Source organism: Sphingomonas sp. ABOLE (genome assembly GCF_003950455.1).
Classification (GTDB): domain Bacteria; phylum Pseudomonadota; class Alphaproteobacteria; order Sphingomonadales; family Sphingomonadaceae; genus Sphingomonas; species Sphingomonas trueperi.
Window position 1 is genome coordinate 1 of record NZ_QQWY01000109.1, and the last position, 992, is coordinate 992.

The following is a 992-nucleotide window of genomic DNA, read 5'->3' on the forward strand; positions in this document are numbered from 1 at the left end:
CGCTGCAGCCTGCACTCCCCTGCCCCGCACCTGGTCGCCCGCTGATCATGCATCCCCAGCAGCCTTCGGCTGTCGAATGACGCGCATCGGCGCGTCATGGGCTGCTTGTGAGCCCATGATCTCACCGCCCCCTACGCCGCCTCTCAGTGTCTCCGCGTTACAGCCCTGCCCGCCGCGGTCGGGGGCAAGCATGTATCGGCCTGCGGCCGATGCTTATGTTTGTTGGAAGCCCCCTCAACAGAAATACCGGGCCTAAAGGCCCTACGGTATCCAACGCGCAAGCGCGTCGGAGCCACCGTCATTTCTGTTGCCCGCGTCGAACAGGCCTGCGCCTTGAGCCCCTGCGAGGACGGCTCCAGGTGCGATGAGATCAAGGGCGAGCCGCGCTCAACGCAGCTATAGAAGCAGAATTGGCCGCATGGGCGGCCAATGCGTTATTTGCCCTTTTCTTTGCGGCCCCTAGTCGGGGCCTTTTTCTTGCTCAGACTCACCATGTACGATGAGTTTTCGTCAAGAAAACAATGCGCTTCAATACTTAGAGGGGAGAGAGTAAAAGGAAGATGTCGGAAGGGAAGGGGAGAGGCCCCGACCCAGACACAGGGGGAGAAGCCCCCGCCTACTGGAGTAATGATCATGAACATCGGTGAATTTAAGCGCGCTCAGAGCGGTGATCTTCTCGGTTCGATCGCGTCGGTTACTATCGACCTTCCGCGCCTCGGCCTCCGCCCCGTCCGCAGCGACAACGATCGCGCACCCGCCTTCGAGATCATGGCCCTGAACGTTGGCAACCGTTGGGTTGTCGTCGGTGCCCTGTGGGAGCAGGTGAGCAACTCCAGCGGCGAAACCTTCTATCAGGGGCGGCTCGAAGACCCGAGCTTCAAGAACCCGCTCCCGATCATGCTTTTCGGCGACGATGTGGACGGCTTCCGCGTCGTGTGGAACCGGGAAGATCGCGGCACCCGCGACATGGACGGCAACCGCCGCCGCCGCAA

Annotated in this window: 1 protein-coding gene; it reads left to right on the forward strand. The window is 61.7% G+C overall.

Annotation, left to right across the window (positions count from 1 at the left end; translation table 11 throughout):
- Window positions 1–627: 627 nt before the first annotated feature.
- The coding region (locus tag CA234_RS24105; RefSeq protein ID WP_241213676.1) for a DUF736 domain-containing protein at window positions 628–992 on the forward strand (365 nt) is incomplete at its 3' end.